The following is a 19,311-nucleotide window of genomic DNA, read 5'->3' on the forward strand; positions in this document are numbered from 1 at the left end:
TATGACGACCGTCATGAACCGAGTGAGCGTCGCCGTGAGCGTCCGCGAGGACGCGCTCGACGAGCTGACCCGCCAGACGCAGGACATGGGACTCAGCCACTGACGGGCCCTTCGCTGTTGTCTACGACGCATGCGTGCTGCACCCCGCGCCGCTGCGGGACCTGCGCTTTGCGCCGAGAGGAAAAGCCGTCGACTCCTCGACCGCTCCCATAGCGCGCCGAATCCAAATGCAAGCGTCGCCATAGCATGGCCCTCCACGACTGCCATGCTATGCGCAGGCCATGACATGGACTCCGCCGGCCCGCTCAACCGAAACCGTCAGAAACCGTCAGAAAGGAAGAAGGACGAAGCGCTCCCTCCCGCTGAGCGCTCCGTAGGGGATCGGGCGAACGCCCCGCCGATTCACGCCCGGGCGAGGTATCTGTGGGACCACGCGCCGAGCAGATATGGGCCATGTATTAGCCCCTCAGCAGATATCGGCCCACTATCTCCCCATCGACGTCCTCAGCAGATCGTCGCTCCGTGTTCCTTCCCCCGCTCCCCACCGTCTCGAACCTCTACAACCTCGCCAGCTCCCCCTACTTCCAGGGGACGCTGGAGCGCCGCGAACAGTCGCAGCGCCCGCTCGCGCTCTTCGTTTGGCGCGGCGAGGAACTCCAGCGGTTGCGGGCCCGCGTGCACGGCTCACCCAGGGCGCGGTCTCGACCGCGCTCGCCTGGTTCATCGAACGCGGCTTCGTCGTCGCGCTCACGCGTCAGGGAGCGGGGCCGACGGAGTACGTGCTCTCCGGGACCAGCCGGCTGATCTTCCCGGCGGCGGCCAAGCCGTCGCGCGTCAGCGAGGGGCGAGCAAAGGGGCGAGCAAAGGGGCGAGCTCGGTCGTGACGCGCGAAAGCGGGCCTGTTCGAACGTCTGTTTGTGAGACCGGTGATGGGGTCACACGCGATCAGTGAAGCGCGCGCCGAATAGGAGCGCGAGGACTCGGGAAACGGCGCCGCGTCATATCGATCGTCCGGAGCAGCATGTGTAGGCCTCGATCGCATCCCCCACGACTTGCCGCCGTCGCCTGTGCGCCTCGCATCGTGCCCTCGCGACGCGACGCGGTCGTTCGAGCATCGCGCAACGTGACTTTGCGCTTCGACACGGCCGTTTGTGAATCGCGCAGCGTGACATTGCGGCTCGGCGCGGTCGTTTGTGCATCGTGCAACGAGTCCATGCGATGCGACGCGGTCGTTTGTGCATCGCGCAACGCGACCTGGCGACCCGACGCGGTCGTCTGTGCATCGCGCAACGTGACCTTGCCACTCGGCGCGGTCGTTTCTGCATCCTGCAGCGTGACTTTGCGATTCGACGCGGTCGTTTGCGCATCGTGCAACGTGACCCGGCGATCCGGCGCGGTCGTCTGTGCATCGCGCAACGATACCTGGCCACTCGGCGCGGTCGTTCGTGCATCGTGCAACGTGACCTGGCCACTCGGCGCGGTCGTTCTGTGCATCGCGCAACGTGACCTGGTCACTCGGCGCGGTCGTTTGTGCATCGTGCAACGGGACCTCGCCACTCCGCGCGGTCGTTTGTGCATCGCGCAACGTGACCTGGCCACTCGGCGCGGTCGTCTGTGCATCGCGCAACGTGACCTGGCCACTCGGCGCGGTCGTTTGTGCATCGCGCAACGTGACCTTGCCACTCGGCGCGGTCGTTTGTGCATCGCGCAACGTGACCTGGCCACTCGGCGCGGTCGTTTGTGCATCGTGCAACGCGACCTGGCCACTCGGCGCGGTCGTTTGTGCATCGCGCAACGTGACCTTGCCACTCGGCGCGGTCGTGTGTGCATCGCGCTTCGCGACCTGACACTTCAGCAAGATGACTTGGCAACGGCGCGCGATCATCTGTCCGTTGCGCGCAGTCCCTTTGCCCGTCCACACTGCTGGGTGGACGGTCAGCGCTGCGCCTTTGCACGCGCGCGCTGTTGGCTTTCTGGTCAGCAATGTGTCTTCGGCGAGTCGCGCGGTCGCTTGTGCGGCTAGCGCTGTGGCTTGTTTGGTGTGCGGAGGGCCCTTCCGCGCGGAGACGCGGGCTTGCAGGTCGGCGATGCCGCGTGTCGTTGCGATCATGTCCCTCCTTCCCTCTGCTCGGCCGACCCTCACCTCGCGCCGATGACCGCCGAGGAACTCCCGTGCGTCCGGCGCGTGTCCGGCACGTGCCCGCGCAGTCGCGGCGCACGTTCGCTCTTTCGCGCAGCGACGCGGCGACAAACGGGTCCGAGCTCGCGCTGGGACGAGGGGCCTCGCCGCATCGGAGCGCGAGGTCGCAACTCGGTCGCGCCGACTCTCCCAGGTGCGCCACGTCCCATCCAGACACATAACGCGGCCGTTCGCATGTTGACCCGCCGCGAAACACCGAACAGATATGGCGCACCCCGCCCCAACCGACGCACCACCAGCACCTCCCAGCCTCACCGCGCCCCCGTCATGTCCGCCCTCACGCGCCGCTCCCTCCGCGCGCTGCTCACCACCCTCGCCCTGCTCGCCGGGCCGCAACTGGCACCGGCGCAACAGCCCGCGCCCGCGCCCACCGCGCTCGGCGCGCCGCCCCGCGTCCTCCTCATCGGCACCCGCCCCGAGGACGAGGACAACGCACTCATCGCCTGGCTCTCGCTCTTCCGGCACTACGACGTTGGCGTCCTCTCGCTCACCCGCGGCGAAGACACGCCGAACCTGGCCGGTCCCGAGCACGAGGCACCGCTGGCGGTGGTGCGCACGGCCGAGCTGCTGGCGGTGCGGCAGCGCGATGGGGCGCGGCAGTTCTTCACGCGCGCCTACGACTTCGGCGCCACGCGCGTGGACTCGATCGTGGCGCGCGAGTGGCCGCGCGACTCGCTGCTGCGCGACGTGGTGAGCGTGATCCGCGCCTTTCGCCCGCACGTGATCATTGCGCTCACCAGCACCTCCGACACCATCGATGCCACGCGGCGCCTTTCGGCGGAGCTGGCCGCCGAGGCGTTCGCGGTGGCCGATGATAGCGTGCGCATGCCAGCGCTGCTCACCGGTCGACTGCCGCGCTGGCGGGTGGGGCGGCTGTACACGCTGGACCGCGGGGGCGCCGCGGGGGGCGCGCGCACCCTTTCCATAGATGTAGGCGCCTTCGACGGGCGCTCCGGCAGGAGCTACGCGGAACTGGGCGCGACGTTCCGCCAGCTGCAGCGCACGCTGGGGCCGCCGGTGGCCCCGTCGGTGGGGCCGATGCTGCGCACGCTGCGCCTGGACAGCACGCGCGTGGGCGACGCGCCCTCGCTCCTGGCCGGCGTGGACACCACCTGGGCGCACTTCGCCAATGGGGTGCCTGACGAGGCCGTGGCACAGCTCGACACCCTGCAGCGGGAGATAGCGGCCGTGCGGGCGGCGGTGCGCGATGCACCCATGGCCGCCGAGGGCGCCGAGCGCGCGGGGGTGAGCGCGGCACTCGCGGAGGCGCTGGCGCGCGTCGCGGCGCGTACCACGGCGGTGCGCGTCGCACTCCCCTGCCGGGACGAGTCGGGGGTCCCGATCTGCGAAGGGGATACCGGTGACCTGGCGATGTCACTCGGCGCCCTGCGCGAGCGTGCGACGCGCGGCATGCTCGCGGCGGCCGGTGTGGTGCTCGACGGAACGGTCGCGCGGGCGTTGGTTGCGGCTGGCGACTCGGTGCCGGTCACGGTCGCGATCTACAACGGAGGTCTCGCTCCAATCACGGTCCGCCGGGTCGCGGCCTTCAACGGTAACGCGCTGTCGGTCCTCGCGCGCGAGGCGACCATCACGATCCCGCCCGACAGCACGGCGCGACTCACGGGATGGGTGCGCGTGACGGCACCGACGTTTCATTGGTGGCAGGTCGATGGGCTCGTGACCGGAACGTCGCTGCACGTGCGGCGCGCGCGCTCGCGTGGCGCGGTGGTTCCGCAGCTCATCGCGGGTGAAGAACGCATCCGCACCTCGGGGGTGGAGGCGACGATCGCCCTGGGAGGCGTCGACGTGCCGGTGATCGCGGCGCCGCTCGCCTATCGCGACCGCGACATGCTCCGCGGCGACGTGTCGTACCCGCTCGCCGGCGTCCCGCCGGTGTCGATCCTGCTCGACCGCATGTCGGAGTTTGTCCGCGCCAACACCCCGGTCGATCGCTTCTTCCGCGTCTTCATCCGCTCGGCGCGCGCGACCCCCGATACGCTGGCCGTGCGCCTGCGCCTCCCGGTTGGACTCACCGCCGATTCGCTCACGCGCACGGTGGCGCTCCCGCCGTTCGGCAGCCGCAACCTCTTCTTTCGCCTGCGAGGGACGCTGCGTCCCGGCACCGACACGATCGCCGCGGCCGCGCTGAGCCTGGTGCGGCGTGCGCGCGAGCTCTCACCCGGCGTCATCAGCATGGACCCGGTGGGCGAAGTGCGACACGGCAGCATCACACGCGAGTATCCGCACATCCCCAGGCAGCAGTTCGTGCGCTTCGCCAACGATCGTGTCGAAGCGGTCGACCTGCGTGTCCCCTCGCGGCTCAAGGTGGCCTACGTGCGGGGCGCCGAGGACCTGCGCCTGACGCTGGCCCAGCTCAACGTGACGCCGCAACTCCTGGAGCCGGCGCTGCTCTCGGTCGTCAACCTCTCGGCGTTCACGACGGTGCTGGTGGGGAACGGGGCGCTGGCGTCAGACGCCATGCAAGCGGCGGTCCCCGCGCTGCAGCGCTTCGTGCAGGGCGGCGGCACGCTGGTGATCCTCTCCGGCGGGCGCGAGGTGGGGGAGAGCGCGCTCCTCCCGTTCCCGATCACCTTCGACAGCACCCCGCGGCGGTTGCGCGACGTGACCCAGCCTGTGCAGCTGACGGCACCGCGTGCGCGCCTGCTCACCTGGCCTAACGCGATCACGGCGCGGGACTTCGAACGCTGGGAGGGGGATCGGGCGCGCAACGTGCCTCGGGCGTTCGACGCGCGCTACGACGCGATCCTCTCGATGCGTGATGCCGCGGACAGCCCGGTAACCGGCACCCTGCTGACCGCGCGCGTGGGGCGGGGGACGGTGGTCTTCTCGGCGCTGTCGCTCGATGCGCAGCTCGAATCGTCGGTGCCCGGCGCGGCGCGCCTGCTGGTGAACCTGCTCTCGGCGGGGCTGGCGGCGGGGGGGTGAGGGGGGGAGCGCCCCGCGTCACGACGCCGCGTCGGCACCGAACTGTTCGAGACTCACCTGCGGGAGCTGCGCCACCTGCGCCGCGTGCTCGATGGTCATGCTCACGAGATTGCCGTCCTTGTCGAGATCGACACACACGTTCTCCGAGATCTCGCGTGTTTCGTCGACAATCTCGTCGGAAAACTCCAGGAGCGCGGTGTCGGTATCCTTGAAGTACTTCACCTTCATGGGCGGAACCTTCGGTCGAAGAACGCGTTGTGGACGGTCGTAACGTCGGAGAGGAGGACAACCCTCGGCGGTGAGTGAACGGCTCGAGATCCCTCGAGTTTTGCGGCGAATTCCGACGAGAGGCGCGGCGCTCACGCTGCATCACCCCACCGCCATCAGGTCACGCCACACCCCGCCGCCTCGGTGCGTGCAACGCTTCCGCCACCGCCTGCGGGTTCCGCGCCGCCACCCTGAGCAATGCCAGCGCCGGGCCGTCCGGCGTCCGCCGTCCCTGCTCCCAGTTGCGCAGCGTGGAGACGCTCACGCCGATCATCAGCGCGAACTCGGCCTGCGTCGTCCCGAGCTTCTGGCGCACGGCGCGTACGTCGGCCGGTCGGAACGTCGTCACGCGTCCCCGAGGCGATGCTCCGCGTCGCACACGACCGGCCTGGCGAACGCTCGTCAGCAACTCCGCGAATGCGTCTGTCTTCACCCGAACTCCTCTTCGACGACGTGGCGTAACTGCTTCACCTGCGATGGTGTCAGGTCGCCGTGTTCGCTCTTCTTGTAGAGATACAGGAGATAGAGCGTCCCGCTCACGGCGTCCCAATAGTAGATGACCCGTAGCCCTCCACGCTTCCCGCGTGGCGGAAGCGCGACGCGCAGCTTCCGCAGTCCGCCCGATCCGGCGATGATGGCGCCCTGTTCCGGGCGCAGCAGCAAGGCGAGCTGCAACGCGCGATACGAGGCGTCATCAAGCGTACGCCGGAGGAGGGCGGTGAAGACCGGGGTCTCGATGAACCGCAAGGTGGAGTGTACGCCAATGGCGCAGTGAGATCAACGGGCGTGACGGCGGGAAGTCGATCGCTCCGGCGCAGCGAACGCGCTGCCTGTCGGGCCCGTGAACGATGCGGAGACTCCTGTCAGTACTCGTCATCCTTCCATTGCGAGTTGTAGCGAACGAGTGCCCTTGCGCCGCGCGCGAAGAGTTGGCGCTTCGCGCGTCGCTGCCATGCGGGCCGAGGAACAACTGGCTGGCGACGATTCGATCGAGTGTGCTTGCCACGGGGCGTGGTCAGCCCGTCCTTTTCCAGCTTGCGCTGGGAAGGGGCGACCCGGCACCCATCCGCCCTCCAACCTCACTCCGTCCCCCGTCCCCCCCTTCGCGCCCCCTGCACCTTCCCCCCCATTCAGGGTATCTCTGCACGTCACCCTCTCCCCAGCCTCCCGCCCACCCCGCTCGTGCGATCGCCCCGCTCCGCCCGCCCCCTGCTCAGCCTCGCCGCCCTACTTGCGCTCGCCGCACTCCCAGCCGGCGCCCAGTTGGCCACGGGAGAGGGTTTCCTCTTTCGCGCCCCCTCGGTGCGGCTGACCCTCTCCGGTGGTTTCGCGGCCCCCCGCGCCCGGAGCGACATCTTCGACCTGGTCACCGACGAACTCACGCTCGACCGCGGTGACTTCGCCTCGCCCGCCTTTGCCCTCTCGGCGGCGGTTCGCGTCGCCCCTCGCGTGGAGGTCGGGATCAGTACCTCCTACGCCGGCCGCACCGCCGACTCCGAGTCGCGCGACTTCACGGGGGAGGACGACCTCCCCATCCTCCAGTCCACCACGCTCGACCGCGCGACGATCATGGCGACGGGGCGCCTCTCGCTCCTCGCCCCGGGGCGCGCCATCGGGCGCTACGCCTGGATCCCCCGCCGCGTGGTCCCCTACGTGGGGGGCGGGGGGGGCGCCGTCTGGTACCGGCTCCGCCAGAACGGCGAGTTCGTCGACCGGGAAACGCTCGACATCTTCGAGGACTCGTTCGAATCGAAGGGGTGGTCGCTGGGCGCCACCGGCTTTGGCGGGGCCGACATCTCGCTTGCCCCCCGTTACGGGCTTACAGTAGAAGGGCGGTACCTCTGGGCCCGCGGGCCGATGAACGGCGATTTCAGCACCTTCAACAAGATCGACCTTTCGGGGTATGATGCCTCGATCGGGGTGTTCGTCAGGTTCTGATGGGGGAGACACGCATGCATCGACACATCGCACGACTGGTCCTGCTCTCGGCCGCCCTCACCGCGGCACCAGCCGCCGGCGCGCAGGGGACGAGCGAACCGTGGGCCCCGTGGATCGGCTGCTGGGACCTGGTGCCGCGCCCCGGTTCCGCGGAGCGAAGCGAACGAGTCTGCGTCCTCCCCACGGAGAACCCGGCGGCGGTCGACCTGGTCTCGCTCGCGGGCGACAGCGTCACCACGCGCCAGCGGCTCGACGCCTCGGCCGACAAACGCGCCGTGCAGCAGGGGAGCTGCGCCGGGGTCGAGACGGTGCAGGGGACGGGGGCGCGCGTGTACCTGCGCACCACCATGCGCTGTGGCGAGGAGAACCGCCTGGTGAACAGCGTGATGGCGATGTCGCGCGATGGAGAATGGCTCGACGTGCGCGGGGTGGCCTTCGGCTCCAACGTCGGCGTGCGCGCCAACCGCTATCGCGAGGCGCCGGCCACGGCGCAGCTCCCGGCCAGCGTTGCGGCCGCCCTCCGCGGGCGCCCGAGCGGGATGCACTCGGCGCGCCTGGCGGCGTCGGGCCCGGTGCAGCTGTCGGACGTGGTGGAAGCGTCCCGCTTTCTCGAGGTAGGGGTGCTGCAGACGTGGCTGGCCGAGCGGGGGCAGGGGTTCGGGCTCGATGCCGAGCGGCTCGTCTCGCTCGAAGCGTCGGGGGTGTCGCCGTCGGTGATCGACATCATGGTCGCCCTGTCGTACCCGGACGTCTTCGCGCTCGATCGCACGCGCCTGGGTGATCCGCCCCCTGATACGCGCGGCGAGATGCGTGGCGGCGACTTCGGCGGCGACGACTACTACGACGGCGGCGGCTGGGGCTACGATCCCTACGGCTACGGCTATGGCCGCGGCTCCGGCTGGTACTCGGGACGACGCCCGGTGGTGGTGGTGCAGCGCCCGGCGGGCGACACCGAGGACGAACACGGCAAGGTGGTGAAGGGGCGCGGCTACGTCTCGGGGCGCAACGACTCCTCGGGATCCGGGAAGGCGAGCGGTTCGTCAGGCGGTAGCTCCTCCGGATCGGCGGGGCGCGCGAGTTCGTCCGACTCGGAGAAGAAGGGGTCGAGCACCGGCCGCAGCCCAGGCGAAGGCCTGCCGGTGGCCAAGTGCGCGGGGGGGGGGGGGGCCCGGCCGGGGGGGGGGGGAAAGGGGCGGCGCGGGGCCGCCGCGCACCTCCGGTCCCCTCCCGGCAAGCGGCGCGCCCTGAACTCGGCGACCCCTGTAAATGCGCCTGCAGCAAGGCCCCCCCGCGCGGGGGGGGGGGGGCGGGCGCATCGCGGGGGGGGGGGGGGGGGGGCGGGGCCAAGCGGGAAGGGCGGTCGTCTCGCCTCGGCGCGGGGGGGCGGGGGCGCCCGCCCAGTGCAAACAGGGGCCGCCCGAAGCTGCGCCCTGCGGGGCCAGGGGCCGTCGGCTCTCTCGCCCGGGGGTTCCGAGCGCCGTCCCCGCCGGTTGGGGCGTGAGACACAGGCACCCTCCCCTGCGCACTCGCGTCCTCGCGAGACAGCGCAAACAGTGCGGCAGCGCCGGTGGCAGCGCGCCGCCGGCTGGTCCCGGCCGGGGACTGGTCACACTCGCCGCGCAGGCGCGGCGGGGGTGCCCGGTGAGCAACTCGTACGCGATGAGCCCGAAGGCGTAGATGTCGGTGCGATGATCGGTGCTGGGATCGCCCGACGCCTGCTCCGGCGACATGTACGCCGGCGTGCCGATCGCGATCCCCATCGACGTGAGCCCCGACGAGCCGTCGATCGTGGCGTTGGAGAGCGCCTTGCCGAAGTCGGTGATGACCGCGTGAGCGTCGGTGAGCAGGATGTTTTCGGGCTTTATGTCGCGGTGCACGACGCCCTGGCGATGCGCGTACGCCAGCGCCGAGGCCACCTCGCGCAGCAGTCGCACGGCGTCGGCGACGGGATACTCGCCGGAGTGCCGCAACCGCTCGCGCAGCGTGAGCCCTTCGATGTACGGCATCCGAAGGGCCGCGACGCCGCCAGGCGGGAGTGGGATGCCAGGGAGAGGCTGATCTGCGCTTAAGGCTGGCCGACACGCGTCGGCTCGGCGGGAGCACTTAGCCAGCGGCGGGAGAGGGACATGCACGCGCCACTACGGTAATGGGAGGCAACGCGAGAGGCACGCGCCCGGGCGTCAGGACGCCTGCGGCAGTGTCCTGTTGGTCCGGGGCGCCGGGGACCGGGGCGACGGTGGAGCGAGCGCACTACAGCGCGGGGAAGCGCGCCAGACAAGGCAGCGACACCACGCCCCACGCATCTCCAACCTCCAACAACGAAAAGCGACAATTGTAACGGCGGCGTTCATCACCCCGCGCGCGACCATCACTGTGGCGCGCATGCCACGTTGATTGACAGGTGGCGCAAGAGCCTATAAGCTGGCCCCCTCTCGCGCAGACCGGTGCCATGCCGACACGGGACGAGTGGCAAGCGGAACAGGAACGTCTTCTCGCGCTGTATCCTGAAGCGCGCGAGACGTTGGGCCGCATCCCCGGTGTGGTCGAGGTCGGTGTGGGGCTGCGCCATCGCGCCGGCGCGCTCGTGGAGGAGGCGGCCTTCGTCGTCTTCGTGGAAGCGAAGCGCCCCCGCTCGGAGGTGGCGCCTGACGAGATGATCCCGGCGACATTCCGCGGCATACCGGTCGACGTCGAGCCACGGCGCCCCGACATCCCGTTGCTGGGCTTCGGCGACGAGCGCGATCGCAAGAACTACAAGACAAAAGTCGGCGGTACCGCCATCGGCTCAGAGGGATCGCGCGGGACGGGGACACTCGGCTGCTTCTGCTCGATCAACAACAGCACCGCCATCGCCCTGCTGAGCTGCCATCACGTCCTCTTCGACGGTGACGCCGAGGAGGGATCCGGGGTGGGGCAGCCGGCCTATGATGCGTCGTGCTGTTGCACCTGCAACGAGATCGCCAAGGTCACCACGGGGAACAAGAACATCGACTGCGCGTATGCGACGCTCAAGGACAAGGTGGCCTTCTTTCCCAAGGTCAAGCGCATCAAGCGCGGCGATGGCACGGTCGAGGACGAAGGGCTGATCAGCGGCACGGCGACGGCGGTGATCAACCAAGCGGTGCACAAGGTGGGGTACAAGACCGGGCTCACGCGCGGCATCGTCTCGATGGTGCTGCCGCGGGTGGAGGTCGACGTGGCGGCGGGCTTCGCGCGCTTCTGCGATCGCGGCGACTCGGGGTCGGTCGTCATCGACACCGCGAGCCGCAACGTGGTGGCCCTCTTGCGCGCGATGCCTGACGACGATGGGAAGAAAGGGCTCGCCGTCCCGATCGCCACGGTCGAGGCGGTGCTCAAGATCAAGGTGCTGGCGAGCGACCCGACGGCGACGTATACCGAGCGTCGACTGGACGAAGACGAGGACGAAGAGCTCTTTCCCCTCCCGCCGGCGTCGCCGTTCCAGGCGCTGGTGGAGCGGCTGCGGGGATCTGAGGCGGGGCGCGACGTCCTCGCCCTGTTCGACCGTCATCGCGACGAGTGCCTGGCGATCGTCAACGCCCGGCGCACCTTCACCGTGGCCTGGCATCGCCACAAGGGGCCGGCGTGGCTGGCCGCCCTGGGGCGCAGTGCGCGCGACCCGATCTATGAAGTCCCGACCGCGATCGACGACGTGACGCGTGCCGAGGCGGTGACGGCGATCGATGCGGCGCTCACGGGCGAGGCGAGTGCGGCGCTGCAGGGCGACCTCGATGCGATGCGCGACGCGCTGGCGCCGGCGCTGATTGCGGCGCGCACGGTGGACGAGGCGCTGGCGCTGCTCGAAGCGAGCGGGAGTCGCACGTGAGCACGCACGAGCAACGCCGCGTCGAGTCGGAGCGACTGCTCGCCCTCCTGCCGCAGGTGCAGGAGGAGCTGCAACGCTTCGCGGGGGTCGAGCGCGTGTCGGTGGGGCTGCGCGAGCGCGGCGGGGCGATCGTGCGGGACGAGATGGTCTTTCGCGTGCACGTGGTGCGCAAGCGCCCGTCGTCGGAGCTCGCGCCGGGGGAGCTGATCCCCGCGTCGATTCGCGGCGTCCCCATCGACGTCGTCGTGCGGCGCATGCCCGAGGCGGAGACGGGGTTCAACGACGAGAACGACTCGAAGCAGTACCGCCCGGTATGCGGCGGGATCAGCATCTCGGCCGACGACGCCGTCCCCGAGATCGGGGCGACGCTGGGTTGCATCTGCCGGACGACGGACGGCAAGGTGGTGGCGCTCTCCAACTGGCACGTGCTCATCAAGCCCGACGGGGCCAAGGGGAAGCGCGCGGGGCAGCCACTGTTTCGCACGTCGTGCTGCTGCGCCTGCGATGTGATTGGCGAGATCCTGGACTTCGACCAGACGCTGGACTGCGCGATTGCCACCATCAAGTCGGACATCGGGTGGGCCCCCAAGATCCGGCGCATCATGCGCAGCGATGGCACGGTGGAAGAGGAGGGGATCATCAAGGGGAGCGGCGTCCCCGTCCCCGGTGACGACGTGTACAAGATCGGGATCCGCACGGGGCTCACGCGTGGGGTGGTGACCGATATCCATCCCGACCGCGTGGAGGTGACCCCCGACGCCGAGTTCCCGCGGATGAGCAACAAGGGAGATTCGGGCTCGGTGTACATCAGCCAGTTCACGGGGCTGGTGATCGGTCTTCACAACGCGGGGGACGGGACGCGTGGCTTCGGCATCCCGTTCCCGCTGGTCAAGGCGCGCCTCAACATCGACGTGATCCCGACGCCGCCGGACACGCACTACGACGTGCTGGAGTTCGCCGCCGACGAGATCATCCTCCAGCCGCCGTACGACGCGCTGGCGGCGCGGCTGCGCGAGCGCGAGTCGGGGCGGCAGCTGTTGCAGCTGATGCGCACGCATCGGGACGAGGTGCTCTCGCTCATCAACCATCGCCGGCGGGTGTCGGTGACGTGGCAGCGCACGCAGGGGCCGGCGTGGCTGGCGGCCTTCGGGCGGAGCGCGGGCGACCCGGCGTACACGATCCCGCGCCAGATCGACGGCATCGACCGGCGTGATGCGGTGCGGTACGTGGGCGATGCGCTGGCGGCCAATGCCAGCCCGGCGCTGGCCGCAAGCTTCGCCGAGTTTGGCGGAGCGTTGGCGGCGGTGCTGAGCGAGAGTGCGAGCGCCGACGACCTGGTGCGTCTGTGGAACGACGCCCTCTCGGCCCCGGTGGGCTAGCATGGCCAACGCCACGGGGACGCTCGCCACCATCGCCGACGCGGCGGCCGCGCTGCTGCAGCCGCTGGACGATCGCGTGCAGGGGGGCGACCTGCGCACGCTGCTCGCGGAGTTGGGGCTCTCGCTCCCCGCGTCGGTGGACGGCAACGCGGCGCTGGTGGGGGCGTCGCAGTCGCTGCTGCAACGCCTCAAGGACCTCCCGGCCATCGTCACCGCGCTGGCGAAAGCGGTGGAGGCGGAGGACATCCCGCAGGTGATCGCCAAGGCGTTGCAACTGGCGACGACGGTGGGCAACACCATCAAGGATGCCGACGCCCTCGCCAGCGCCATCCGCACGCTCCCCGGGACCGGGCTGCCGGCCGGCGAGTTGAACAACTTCGCGAACGAGCTGGCCACGCGGCTGGTCGACTACCTCGTGGTGCGGAACCTCGAGGGCATTGGCGGGGTGGCCGAGATCCTCGACGTGCTGGGGGTCATCGAGCGGGTCGACGTCCCGGCGGCCGATGCGGCGCACCCGGCCTACACACGTCGTGCGCTGCACATCGACCAGCTCTCCGTCGTTCCTCGGCGATCCGCTCAACCATCTCAAGACGAAGTTCCAGTGGGGCGACCCGGGCTTCACCGGTGTGGCGTTGCTGCAGAAGGTGGCCGCGGTGTTGTCGCGCGCGGGGATCCCCGCCATCCTCGACACGTCGGGGCCGGCGCCGGTGCTCGACGTCGTCTTCCTCGAGATCATCCCCAAACTCGATGAAACGCCGCGCGGGTTGATCCTCCGCGTCGCGCACCCGGTCACGATCGACACCGCGACCCCGTTCACCCAGGACGACTGGACGCTCACCGTCGGGCTCAACGCGGCGTTCGATCTGGGGCTCGAGGTTGTGATACGCCCCGACGATGGTGTCTCGATCAAGCCGGCGGTGAACACCCCGGTGCAGGGCGACCTCGCCCTCACCTGGTCGGCCGGCTCGCCCTCGTCGACGCCGTATCTCCTGCTGGGCGAACCGAACGGGAGTCGCATCGAGGCGCGGCAGTTCGTGGCGCGCGCGGTGGCCGGCTTCGCGTGGAACGCCGCGACGGGGCGCGGCGAGGGGTCGCTCAAGATCTCCGGTGAACTCAAGGGGGGGAAGTTCATCGTCTCGCTGGCCAATGCCGACGGCTTCCTCGGGACGATCCTCGGCGGCTTCGGCCTGGAATCGGACTTCGACGTGGGGATCGGCTACTCCACGCGCGACGGCGTCTTCTTCTCCGGCTCGGCGACGCTCGACATCCAGCTCCCGATGCACGTGCAGCTCGGGCCCGTCGAGTTGAGCGCGTTGACGCTGTCGATCGGCATTGCGGGGAGCACCTTCCCCATCGGGCTGCGCACCAACATCAAGGCCGCGTTAGGCCCGCTGCAGGGGGTGGTGGAGCAGATCGGGATCGGCGCCGACCTCTCGATCCCGAACAACCGTCGCGGCAACGCCGGCCCGCTCGACTTCTCGCTCCGCTTCCTGCCCCCCAAGGGGATCGGGCTCTCGCTGGACGTGGGGGTGGTGCGGGGCGGGGGCTATCTCTTCATCGATCCCGAGCGCGGGGAGTACGCGGGGGCGCTGGAGCTGTCGCTCTTCGAGGTGGTGACGATCAAGGCGATCGGGATCATCACGACGAAGATGCCCGATGGGTCGAAGGGCTTCTCGCTCCTGATCATCATGTCGGTGGAGTTCGGCACCGGGATCCAGCTCGGCTTCGGCTTCACGCTCCTGGCGATTGGCGGGCTGCTGGGGCTCAACCGCACGATGAAGCTCGACGCGCTGGCCGCGGGGATCCGGAGCGGGGCGATCGAGTCGGTGATGTTCCCGCGCGACATCATCGCCAACGCGCCCAAGATCATCAGCGACCTGCGCAGCTTCTTCCCGCCGGCCGACGGCAAGTTCCTCATCGGCCCGATGGTGAAGCTCGGCTGGGGGACGCCGACGCTGGTGAGCCTGTCGTTAGGGATCATCATCGAGATCCCGGGGAACATCGCCATCGTCGGCATCCTCCAGATCGCGCTGCCGACCCCTGATGCGGCGCTGATCAAGCTGCAGGTCAACTTCATCGGGGCGCTCGAGTTCGATAAGCAGCGGCTCTGGTTCTTCGCCGCGCTCTACGACTCGCGCATCGTCTTCCTCACCATCGAGGGGGAGATGGGGCTGCTCGTGGCCTGGGGAGACGACGCGAACTTCGTGGTGAGCGTGGGGGGATTCCATCCGCGCTTCTCGCCGCCGGCGCTGCCGTTCCCCTCGCCGCGCCGGATCGCGGTCTCGCTCCTCAGCACGCCGGTCTCGCGCCTCACGGTCGAGGGGTACTTCGCCGTCACCTCCAACACGGTGCAGTTCGGGGCGCGCGTGGAGGTGTTCTTCGGGCTCGACATCCTGAACGTGAAGGGGCACCTGGCGTTCGATGCGCTGTTCCAGTTCTCCCCCTTCTTCTTCATCATCGAGATCTCGGCGTCGCTGTCGGTCAACGTCTTCGGCGCGGGCCTCTTCTCGGTGAGCATCCGGGGGTCGCTCAAGGGGCCGGCCAAGTGGCAGGTGAAGGGGCACGGCTCCATCTCGATCCTGTTCTGGGACATCGACGTCGACTTCGAGGAGTCGTGGGGCGAGGAGCAGCGCGATGAGGCGCCGCCGATTCGCCTGATCGACCTCGTCGTGGCGGAGTTGACGAAGGCCGATGCGTGGCGCGCCATCCTGCCCGCGTCGGCGTCGCAGCCGGTGTCGCTGCGCAAGATGCCCGAGGCCGAAGCGGCGCTCCTGTTGCACCCGGTGGGGACGCTGCGGGTGTCGCAGCGTGCCCTGCCGTTGCAACTGACGGTGAGCAAGGTGGGGGCGCGCAAGCCCGAGGATGTGAAGCGGGTGACGGTCGCCGTGGCCGGCGCCGGGCTCACGCGCACGGGCGACGCGATGGAGCAGTTCGCCCCCGCGCAGTACCAGGACTTCTCCGACGCCGAGAAGCTCTCGCGCCCCGCCTTCGCACCGGAGCGCGGGGGGCTGGAGCTGTCGGCGGCCGGCAACGACCTGCGCTCGTCGAAGATGATCCGCCGCGTGGTGCTGTACGAGGAGATCATCATCGACAACAACTACAAGCGCTTTGCCCGGCGCTTCCGCGGCTTCTTCGGCTCGCTCTTCGAGTTCTTCCTCAAGGGATCGGCGGCGGCGCGTTGCGAGGTCTCCATGGCCACACGCAAGCAGACGCGCCCCTTCGAGGAGCGCATCACGGTGTCGGGGGCCACGTTCACGGTGGCGAGCCAGCAGAACAACCGCGCAGTCGCCGAGGAGGCCGTGGCCTTCCATAGCGAGGCCGCGGCGCGCGAGTACCTGACGGCGCGCGTGGCGGCCGATCCGTCGCTGGCCGAGCAGTGGCACGTGATTCCCAGCGTGGAGCAGGCCGCATGAGCAAGCCGATCGCGACCTACTCCTTCCTCCCGTGGCTGCGCCAGGGGATCGCGAACCAGATCACCAGCGCCGACTTCGATGCCGGGGTGAAGGTCCGCGCACAGGTGCGCGTGGCGCTCGACGTGACGGGCGACAACGTGAGTGGAGGAGGGACCACGACCCAGGGCGTGTCGCGCGACGTGAGCCTGTACGGGCCGGGCGACATCGTGGGGATCGACCGCCGGACGATCGTGCGCGTGGAACCGCGGGACTGGATCGCGAACTTCGAGCCGAACTACCTCCCGCACATCGAGTTCTACGACGAGGACTTCCCGTGGCGCTACACACCGGCAGCGCCCGATGGCGTGAACGGCCGGCTGCGCCCGTGGCTCGCCCTCATCATCCTGGCCGAAGGGGAGTTCACCGACGGGCGCAACATGAAGGACCGCCCGCTCCCCTACGTGGACGTGGCCGACCTCACGGTCTTCCCGCGCGCCGACGAGCTGTGGGCGTGGGCGCACGTGCACGTGAATCGCGGCCTCGCGGCCAGCGAGACGGAGTACCTGTCGACCGACATGAACGCGGTGCTCCCCAAGCTGCAGGCGGTGCTGGCCGAGAACCCCGACCTGGCGTATTCGCGCCTGCTGTCGCCGCGCAAGCTGGCCGAGAACACGGCGTATCACGCCTTCCTGATGCCGACGTTCGAGGCGGGGCGTCGCGCGGGGCTCGGGCTCGACCTGGGCGACGTGGCGGCGACGCTGTCGGCGTGGGACAGCGGCGCGCGCCCCGAGGCGCTGAGCTTCCCGTACTATCATCGCTGGTTCTTCCGCACGGGGCTCAGCGGCGACTTCGAGACGCTGGTCAAGCTCCTCGTCCCCAAGCCGGTCGATCGGCGGGTGGGCTTTCGCGAGATGGACGTGCAGGAGCCCGGATCGACGGTGCCGGGGGTCGACAACGCGGCGCTGGGGGGGATCCTCAAGCTGGGCGGGGCGTTGCAGCCGCCGGCCACCGTCCCGCCCACCCCGCCTGACGTCTTCGAGACGTGGGACGATCCCTTCCCGCGCCCGCTGCAGGAGCGGCTCGCGACGCTGGTGAACCTCCCCGAGACCTACAAGCGCGAAGGGGAGGCCGACCCGATCGTCGCGCCGCCGCTGTACGGGACGTGGCACGCGCTCACCGATCGCGTGCTCACCGGGCAGGACGGTGTCACTCCCGCCGATCACCTCGACAACTGGGTTCATCGGCTCAACCTCGACCCCCGCTTCCGCGTGGCGGCGGGGATCGGGACGCGCGTCATCCAGGACCAGCAGGAGCGGTACATGGATGCGGCGTGGGAGCAGGTGGGGAAGGTGCTGGAGGCGCAACGCCGCGTGCGATGGGGGCAGTTCGGGCTCCTGACGTCGCAAGTCTGGTTCGACCGGCACCTGCTGCCGACGGTTGGCGTGAGCCGCCAGCAGGGGCTCCTGCTGATGGCGCCGCTCAACAAGCGCCTGCTCACCGACGGGGGGAGCACCGTCCACTTCACGATGACGACGAGCCTCGTGCAGCCGCCGATGACGTCGACGGCGTTGCGACGCATGGTGCGTCCGCGTGGCCGGCTGGTGCGTGCCCTGCCATTCACCGCGGCTCGGCCTGCCACGCAGCTCATCGAACGGGTGAACGCGGGCGAGGTGAGCGCGGCCCCGCCTCGCGTGACCCCGCCGGGGATCGTCACCACCGCCGACGTGGCGGGGGCCGTCGAGCCGACGGGGATCCCGTCGTGGCTCGTGGACCCGATACGCAGCAATCCGTGGTTGGGGTGGCTGATCCTGATTGCCGGGATCATCCTGGCGCTCCTGCTGTTGTTGCTCCTTCCGGGGGCGATCGGCATCGCCATCGCCTTCGCGGTGGTGAGCGCGGCCTTCGTGGCCATGCGACGGCTGGCACAGTGGCGAGACGAGCTGTCGGCGGCCGCCAGCGTGACCGAAGAGGCGCAGACCCCCGCTGCAGTACAGGCACTCCCGACCAATAGCGGCTTTCGCATCACCGAGCCGTTCACCAGCGCGCCGACTGCGCCGGGAGGGACTGATTCGGCCGAGGCCACGCGATTCAAGACCGCGCTGCGCGACGCCTTCGGGGTGGTGCAGGCGGCCAAGGGTGCGGGGGTGGTGGCGCCGTTGCGCCCGCTCGATCTCGCGCGTGTGGCGCGCGACCAGGTGGAGGGGGCGCGCCCGTCGCGCACCATCCCGCGACGGGTGATGGCCGGGATCTTCGTCCCTCCGCGCGTGGGGAAGGACCTCATCCCGCGTCCGGGAGAGCACTTCGTGGAGCCGATGGCGTACCCGGTCATCGACCAGCCGATGTACGAGCCGCTCAAGAACCTGGGCTCCGAGCTCTTCCTCCCCAACATCAACCTGATCGAGCAGAACAGCATCACCCTGCTGCAGACCAACCAGCGCTTCATCGAGAGCTACATGGTCGGGGTGAACCACGAGTTCTCGCGCGAGCTGCTGTGGCGCGAGTACCCGACCGACCAGCGGGGGACGTCCTTCCGGCAGTTCTGGGATGTGCGCTCGTTCTTCGATCCCGGCAATGCCACCGACGAGGCGCTGCGCGAATCGCTCCGCGACATCCCGCCGCTGCACGAATGGTCGCTGTCGTCCGCGTTAGGCGATCACGACCATCGCGAAGCGGGACGGGAGAACGAGGAGGAGCTGGTGCTGGTGATCCGCGGGCGAACTGCTCAAGCGCTACCCAAACGCGGTGGTGTACGCGCACCGTGCGTGCTGGCAGCGGAAGAGCACCACGCCGGCCGATGCGGGGGCGCTGCCGTGCGACCGCTCGGGGGCGATCGACAACACCGTGGAGCGCCGCTTTGCCACGCTCACCGCGGCGGAGGAGGAGAAGCCACCGCGCAGCAAGGTGTTGACGCCGCTCTATGAGGCCAAGGTCGATCCCGACATCTACTTCTTCGGCTTCGACCTCACGGTCGACGAAGCGAAGGGGGGGAGTGGGGCCGACCCGAACGACGATCCGGGGTGGTTCTTCGTGATCAAGGAGCGCCCGGGCGAGCCGCGCTTTGGCCTCGACAACGAGGCGTCGCCGACGATCCAGGTATGGAACGACCTGTCGTGGCCCGTGGTGCAGCCCGCCGCCCCGGGGGCGAGCATCGTGCTGGCCTCGGCCCCCGCCACGCTCACGGTGAGCGACCCAGGGGCGTCGGACGAGAAGCATCCGCAGTATCTCAACGACAAGGCCGTGACCTGGAGTCGCAGCTCGATGAGTGCGGCGGAGATTGCGTACATCTTCTATCAAGCGCCCGTGCTGGTGGGTGTGCACGCCAGCGAGATGCTCCCGAAATGAGGC

General features: G+C 69.7%; 9 protein-coding genes and 2 pseudogenes. 6 read left to right on the forward strand and 5 right to left on the reverse strand.

Annotated features, from left to right (window positions below):
* Positions 1 to 945 precede the first annotated feature (945 nt).
* Positions 946 to 1,416, reverse strand: a complete 471-nt coding sequence (locus IPN47_19175; protein MBK9410125.1) for a hypothetical protein — start codon at positions 1,414 to 1,416, stop codon at positions 946 to 948.
* Positions 1,417 to 2,467: 1,051 nt separating this feature from the next.
* Between IPN47_19175 and IPN47_19180 the strand changes: the two genes are divergently transcribed.
* Positions 2,468 to 5,146, forward strand: a complete 2,679-nt coding sequence (locus IPN47_19180; protein ID MBK9410126.1) for a PIG-L family deacetylase — start codon at positions 2,468 to 2,470, stop codon at positions 5,144 to 5,146.
* Positions 5,147 to 5,164: 18 nt separating this feature from the next.
* Here IPN47_19180 and IPN47_19185 read toward each other — a convergent pair whose 3' ends face one another.
* The 3 genes from IPN47_19185 to IPN47_19195 form a co-directional block, all read right to left on the reverse strand.
* Positions 5,165 to 5,374, reverse strand: coding sequence for a DUF2283 domain-containing protein (locus IPN47_19185; GenBank protein MBK9410127.1), 210 nt, complete (start codon positions 5,372 to 5,374; stop codon positions 5,165 to 5,167).
* Between the two features lie 160 nt (positions 5,375 to 5,534).
* On the reverse strand, positions 5,535 to 5,846 hold the full coding sequence (locus IPN47_19190; protein ID MBK9410128.1) for a helix-turn-helix domain-containing protein: 312 nt from the start codon (positions 5,844 to 5,846) through the stop codon (positions 5,535 to 5,537).
* The gene (locus IPN47_19195; protein ID MBK9410129.1) at positions 5,843 to 6,160 is read right to left on the reverse strand and encodes a type II toxin-antitoxin system RelE/ParE family toxin; all 318 of its coding nucleotides are present in this window, start codon (positions 6,158 to 6,160) and stop codon (positions 5,843 to 5,845) included. The genes IPN47_19190 and IPN47_19195 overlap by 4 nt, the downstream gene beginning before the upstream one ends.
* A 435-nt stretch (positions 6,161 to 6,595) precedes the next feature.
* Between IPN47_19195 and IPN47_19200 the strand changes: the two genes are divergently transcribed.
* Complete coding sequence (locus IPN47_19200; protein ID MBK9410130.1) at positions 6,596 to 7,351, forward strand: hypothetical protein; 756 nt, start codon at positions 6,596 to 6,598, stop codon at positions 7,349 to 7,351.
* Between the two features lie 1,631 nt (positions 7,352 to 8,982).
* On the opposite strand, the pseudogene IPN47_19205 reads toward IPN47_19200, so the two are convergent.
* Positions 8,983 to 9,357 (reverse strand): annotated as a pseudogene (locus tag IPN47_19205) (serine/threonine protein kinase).
* Between the two features lie 443 nt (positions 9,358 to 9,800).
* Here IPN47_19205 and IPN47_19210 point away from each other — a divergent pair.
* From IPN47_19210 to IPN47_19225, 4 genes and pseudogenes are all read left to right on the forward strand, one after another.
* Complete coding sequence (locus IPN47_19210; protein MBK9410131.1) at positions 9,801 to 11,195, forward strand: hypothetical protein; 1,395 nt, start codon at positions 9,801 to 9,803, stop codon at positions 11,193 to 11,195.
* On the forward strand, positions 11,192 to 12,574 hold the full coding sequence (locus tag IPN47_19215) for a hypothetical protein (protein ID MBK9410132.1): 1,383 nt from the start codon (positions 11,192 to 11,194) through the stop codon (positions 12,572 to 12,574). The genes IPN47_19210 and IPN47_19215 overlap by 4 nt, the downstream gene beginning before the upstream one ends.
* 530 nt (positions 12,575 to 13,104) lie before the next feature.
* The gene (locus tag IPN47_19220; protein ID MBK9410133.1) at positions 13,105 to 15,987 is read left to right on the forward strand and encodes a hypothetical protein; all 2,883 of its coding nucleotides are present in this window, start codon (positions 13,105 to 13,107) and stop codon (positions 15,985 to 15,987) included.
* Positions 15,984 to 19,308: pseudogene (locus tag IPN47_19225) on the forward strand (hypothetical protein). The gene IPN47_19220 and the pseudogene IPN47_19225 overlap by 4 nt, the downstream one beginning before the upstream one ends.
* Positions 19,309 to 19,311: the final 3 nt, after the last annotated feature.

The organism is Gemmatimonadota bacterium (assembly GCA_016719105.1).
Lineage (GTDB): Bacteria > Gemmatimonadota > Gemmatimonadetes > Gemmatimonadales > Gemmatimonadaceae > SCN-70-22.

Excerpts from the sequence above, each read along its gene's own strand:
- IPN47_19180 (MBK9410126.1), top strand. The coding sequence starts at position 2,468 with ATGTCCGCCCTCACGCGCCGCTCCCTCCGCGCGCTGCTCACCACCCTC.
- IPN47_19185 (MBK9410127.1), bottom strand. The coding sequence starts at position 5,374 with ATGAAGGTGAAGTACTTCAAGGATACCGACACCGCGCTCCTGGAGTTT.
- IPN47_19210 (MBK9410131.1), top strand. The coding sequence starts at position 9,801 with ATGCCGACACGGGACGAGTGGCAAGCGGAACAGGAACGTCTTCTCGCG.